This window comes from Microbacterium sp. HMWF026 (assembly GCF_003061325.1).
Classification (GTDB): Bacteria; Actinomycetota; Actinomycetes; order Actinomycetales; family Microbacteriaceae; genus Microbacterium; species Microbacterium testaceum_E.
In genome coordinates this window covers 1-4775 of the sequence record NZ_QAJB01000141.1, presented here as the reverse complement: position 1 = coordinate 4775, position 4775 = coordinate 1, and the positions used below count along the sequence as shown (strand labels likewise).

The 4775-nt window shown below is 73.5% G+C and carries 5 protein-coding genes and 1 pseudogene; 4 read left to right on the top strand and 2 right to left on the bottom strand.

Features of this window, described 5'->3' with window-relative positions:
* Nucleotides 1-515, top strand: a pseudogene (locus DBR36_RS17605) (hypothetical protein); the annotation flags it as partial.
* Between the two features lie 85 nt (nt 516-600).
* Complete coding sequence (locus DBR36_RS06240) at nt 601-1029, top strand: hypothetical protein (RefSeq protein ID WP_108318050.1); 429 nt, start codon at nt 601-603, stop codon at nt 1027-1029.
* An 18-nt stretch (nt 1030-1047) separates the two neighbouring features.
* Here DBR36_RS06240 and DBR36_RS06235 read toward each other — a convergent pair whose 3' ends face one another.
* Both DBR36_RS06235 and DBR36_RS06230 read right to left on the bottom strand, forming a co-directional pair.
* Nucleotides 1048-2037, bottom strand: a complete 990-nt coding sequence (locus DBR36_RS06235; RefSeq protein WP_258222592.1) for an iron ABC transporter permease — start codon at nt 2035-2037, stop codon at nt 1048-1050.
* 56 nt (nt 2038-2093) lie between these two features.
* Nucleotides 2094-3140 (bottom strand): ABC transporter substrate-binding protein, encoded by a 1047-nt coding sequence (locus DBR36_RS06230; protein ID WP_108318049.1) that lies wholly within the window; start codon nt 3138-3140, stop codon nt 2094-2096.
* 161 nt (nt 3141-3301) lie between these two features.
* On the opposite strand from DBR36_RS06230, the gene DBR36_RS06225 reads away from it, so the two are divergent.
* Complete coding sequence (locus DBR36_RS06225) at nt 3302-4087, top strand: DeoR/GlpR family DNA-binding transcription regulator (protein WP_181373503.1); 786 nt, start codon at nt 3302-3304, stop codon at nt 4085-4087.
* Nucleotides 4084-4775: PfkB family carbohydrate kinase (locus DBR36_RS06220; RefSeq protein ID WP_108318047.1), on the top strand; the 692-nt coding region annotated here is incomplete at its 3' end. The genes DBR36_RS06225 and DBR36_RS06220, both read left to right, overlap by 4 nt.

The following is a 4775-nucleotide window of genomic DNA, read 5'->3' as shown; positions in this document are numbered from 1 at the left end:
CGGTCGTGCTGCTCGACGAGCCGTTCAACGCCCTGGACGCCGCCCTGCGGGCCGAGGTGCGCGACGGCGTCTTGGCGCTGCTGCGCGACGCCGGGGTCGCGACGCTTCTCATCACGCACGACCGCGCCGAGGCGTTCGCCGCGGCGGACCGGGCGGCGGTGTTCACGGGCGGGCGCATCGCGCAGATCGCCGCGCCGGGCGAGGTGTACCGGCATCCGGTGTCGATCGAGGTGGCGCGATTGACGGGAGAGGTGGTCGCCGTCCCCGCCGCGTGGGTGGGCAGCGGGGACGGATCCGTGCGCGTGCGCCCCGGACAGGTGGTGGCGGACGCCGCGTCGCCGACGCGACTGCGCGTGCGGCGCGCACGCGACGAGGGCGATCGGGTCGTGCTCGACCTCGCCCTGCCCGGGGACGGCGAGGTGGCCGTCGCGGTATCGCCGTACGCGTCGAGCGTCCACCCGGGCGCCGAGGTGGGGGTGCGCGTCGTCGGATCGCCGATCGGTGTGGAGCCGTGACGGCGGTGCGTCGAGGTGCGGGCGAGGGACCGCGATACGCTCCGAGTCCGAACGGCATCCGCCCACGTTCCGAGAGAAGGTCCCGATGAAACGCGCTCTCCTCCTCCCCGTGGTCGTGGCCGTCACGGCGACGCTCGCCCTCGCCGGTTGTGCGCCGGAAACATCGTCCACGCCGTTGGGCGACGCCTCCGCCGCGGTCGCGCCGAGCCCCACCGAGTCGCCGATGGAGGGTGCGCTCCCGCCGACCTTCGTCGCCCCCGACGAGCTCGAGGGCACCGATGTGAAGGTGCTGCTCGGCACGGCCCTGGTGCTGACCGTTCCCGACGCGAGCGAGGCCGAGTGGACGGGGACGACCGCCGACGTCGCGATCGCGGAGTTCTCGCCGGGCGGGCCGTCCGAGGGCGCGGTCTTCCGGCCCGGGTTCCTCGTCCGCGAGGTCGGTACCACCGCGGCGACCCTCACCGGTGCCGACGGCCGGACGATCTCGTTCACCATCACCGTCGTGCCGTACTGACCCTCGCTGGTCGGCGCCTCAGCCGCGAGCCCGGCGGCGCACGAGCAGCGCGACGAACACCGGGACGCCCACCAGCGCCGTGCCCACACCGACCGGCAGGGGCGTGGGCGCGAAGAGGGTGCGGGTGGCGGCATCCACCCACACCATGAACACGGCGCCGACCAGGGCAGACAGCGGCACCACGCGGGAGTGACGGGGGCCGACGACGAGCCGGACGGCGTGCGGCACGACGAGCCCCACGAACCCGACCGCACCCACCGCGCTGACGAGTGCCGCCGTCATGAGAGCGGTGACCACGAGCAGGCCCCCGCGCAGGCGCGCCACGGGGATGCCGAGCGACGCGGCGACGTCGTCACCGAAGGCGAAGGCGTCGAGTGCCCGCGCGGACAGCAGGCACACGGCCCCGCCGACCGCGACGACGGCGGCGCACAGGGCCACTTTGTCCCACCGCATCCCCTCGAGCGAGCCGAGCAGCCAGAACATCACCCCGCGCGTCTCGTCGCTGTCGGCCGCGGCGAAGACCACGAGCGAGGTGATCGCCGAGAAGAACTGCGTCCCGGCGACCCCGGCGAGCACCACGCCCGCCGTCCCCGCCGAGGTGAAGCGCGAGAGCAGCAGGACCAGGCCGAACGCCACCACCGCCCCGACGAACGCGCCGCCCGACAGGCCGAGGACGCCGCCGCCCAGCCCGAGCACGCCGATGACGACCGCGCCCGTCGAGGCCCCCGACGACACGCCCAGCACGAACGGCTCGGCCAGCGGGTTGCGCAGCAGGGACTGCATCACCACGCCGCAGAGGGCCAGTCCCGCCCCGGCGCAGGCCGCGACGAGGGCGCGGGGGAGGCGTTCCTCCCACACGATGGCGTCCTTCGCGGCCTTCACGGGGATGTCGGCGAGCCCCAGGTGGTTGGCCAGGATGTCGCGCACGTTGACCAGTGAGACGTCGGCGGGGCCGAGCGTCACCGCGACGGCGACCGAGACGACCAGCAGCGCGACCGCCGTGGTCACCGCCCCGGCACCCGCGGCGCGCCCGCGGGTGCGGACCCGCGCGACGACGGCGGCGCTCAGAGCAGGCTCCCGTTCTCGTCCCACCACGCGCGGATCTTCTCGAGCGCGTCGACGAAGCGGATCGACGGATTCAGCTCGGCGCCGTGCAGGGCGATGTAGCGCCCGTTCCGCACCGCCGACATCGTCCGGGTGAGCGGGTCGCTCTCGAGGAAGGCGATCTTGTCGTCCAGACGGTCGCCGGGGAAACGGTCGCGCTGCAGGTCGCCCAGCACGAGCACGTCGGGGTCGGCCGCGACGACGCTCTCCCACCCCGTCGCCGGCCAGTCGTCCGTCTGATCGCCGAAGACGTTGCGCATTCCGGTGAGGGATGCCGCCAGCCCGGCGTTCGAGTACCCGCCGGCGACGTAGGGGGTCTTGGTGTCGGCGAACCAGAACGCCACGGTGCGCCCGCCGAAGTCGACCCCCTCGGTCGCGGCGGCCGCCCGCTGCTGCAGAGAGGCGACGAGGGCCTCGCCGCGGTCGGCGACGTCGAAGATGCGGGCGAGGTCGCGGATCTCGCCGTAGAGCACGTCGACGGTGAGTGGGGTCGTGCGGGTGCCTCCGGCGTTGACGCTGACGTCGCCGTCGCAGTCCGTGGGCGAGAGGTAGGTGGGGATGCCGGTCTCGGCGAAGCGGTCGCGCGTGGCGACACCGCCCTGGGCGAAGTGGCGGCCGAAGGAGGCGGTGACAAAGTCGGGGTCGGTGCCCAGGACGACCTCGTAGGTGGGCGCGTTGTCGGCGAGGCGGGGGACGGCGGCGTTCGCGTCGGCGAGGGAGTCGAGGACGGGGTCGGTCCACGATGCCGTGCCCACGAGGCGATCCTGAAGGCCGAGCGAGAGGAGGATCTCGGTCGAGTCCTGGTCGAGCGAGACGACCCGCGCCGGGGGAGCGTCGATGGTGACCTCGCGTCCGCAGTCGGTCACCGTGAGCGGGTAGACGGTGCTTCCCTCGCCCACGGTCGACGTCGTCGCGACGGGGACGGCTTCGGAGGCGCCGCAGCCGGCGAGCAGGGTTCCGGCGGTGGCGAGGACGAGGGGCAGGGCGAGGGCGCGGGCGCGTGGCATCCGGGATCTTCTTTCGCGGCGGGCGGGGGAGTTACTTAGGTAAGGGTAACCTCACTTTTGCTGTCACCCGGGAGTGTCCGAATGGCCGCTGACGCGACCAGGAATGTGTTGCCCTCTGTGGTTTCGTGTTGTACTGTGTGGGAATCTTCGAAGGAGATCCCGTGTACGCAATGGAGCGCCAGCAGCTCATCGAGCGCGAACTGCGCGATGTCGGACGCGTCAGCGTCGTCGACCTCGCCCGTCGCTTCGACGTGACGACCGAGACGGTGCGCCGCGATCTGGACCGGCTCGAGAGCCTGGGTTCCCTCCGCCGCGTGCACGGCGGCGCCGTCGACATCGGTCGCGCCAGCACCGCCGAGTCCCCGCTCACCGAGCGTCGCGAGCACCACGGCGACGCCAAACGCGCGATCGCCTCGGCCGCCGTCGCGCTGCTCGGCCACGACTTCCGAGGCTCGATCTTCGTCGACGCGGGCACCACCTCGGCCGCCGTCGCCGCTCTTCTTCCGGAAGCCCTCGGTGCGGGAATCGGCGGGGTCGAGGTCGTCACCCACTCCCTCGAGGCCGCCCACGTGCTCTCGAGCGAGGAGCGTCTCTCACTCACCACCATCGGGGGCCGCGTCCGCGGCGTCACCGCCGCCGCCGTCGGTGCCCACACCGTGCGCACCATCGCGCAGCTGCGTCCCGACATCGCGTTCGTCGGCACGAACGGCGTGAGCGCCGGCTTCGGGCTCAGCACCCCCGACCCCGACGAGGCCGCCGTCAAGGCCGCGATCATCCAGTCGGCCCGTCGCGTCGTCCTCGTCGCCGACGCCGCCAAGTTCGGAGAGGAACTGCTCGTGCGCTTCGCCCAGCTCGACGAGATCGACGTTCTCGTGACCGACGCGGCCCCGCCCGCCGACCTGGCCGAGGCTCTCGCCGACGCCGACATCGAGGTGCGCGTCGCATGATCGTCACCCTGACCGCCAACCCCTCGGCCGATCGCGCCGTGGTCCTGCCTGACGCGCTCGTCGTCGGCGAGGTGCAGCGCGCGGTGTCCGCGCGCGAGGACGCCGGGGGCAAGGGCGTCAACGTCGCCCGTGTCGTGGCCGCCGCCGGAGCCGACGCCCGCGCCGTCGTCCCGGTGAACGCCCACGACCCGTACCGGATGCTGCTCGAGGACACCGGGATCGACCTCGATCTGGTCGAGGTCGCGGGTCGCGCCCGAGCGAACCTCACCATCACCGACCCCGCGGGCGAGACGACCAAGCTGAACCTGCCGGGTGCCGAACTGTCGGCCGCCGAGGCCGAGGCCCTGACGGCCGGCGTCGTCGCCGCGGCCGAGGGCGCCACCTGGCTCGTGTTGGCCGGATCGCTGCCTCCCGGGGTTCCGGCCGCCTTCTACGCCGACCTCATCGTCGCCGTGCGCGAGCGCTGGGGTGCCCACGCCCCGCTCATCGCGGTCGACGCGTCCGGCGAGGCCCTCGCCGCGGTCGTCGCCACGGCCCGGCCCGACCTCATCAAGCCCAACCACGAAGAGCTCGCCGAGCTCGTCGGCGAGGACCACGCGACCGACGCCGATCTGCTCGCCGACGCCGCACGGCGCGCGACCGCCCTCGTGCCCGATCGCGTGGCGTCCGCTCTCGTGACCCTCGGCGC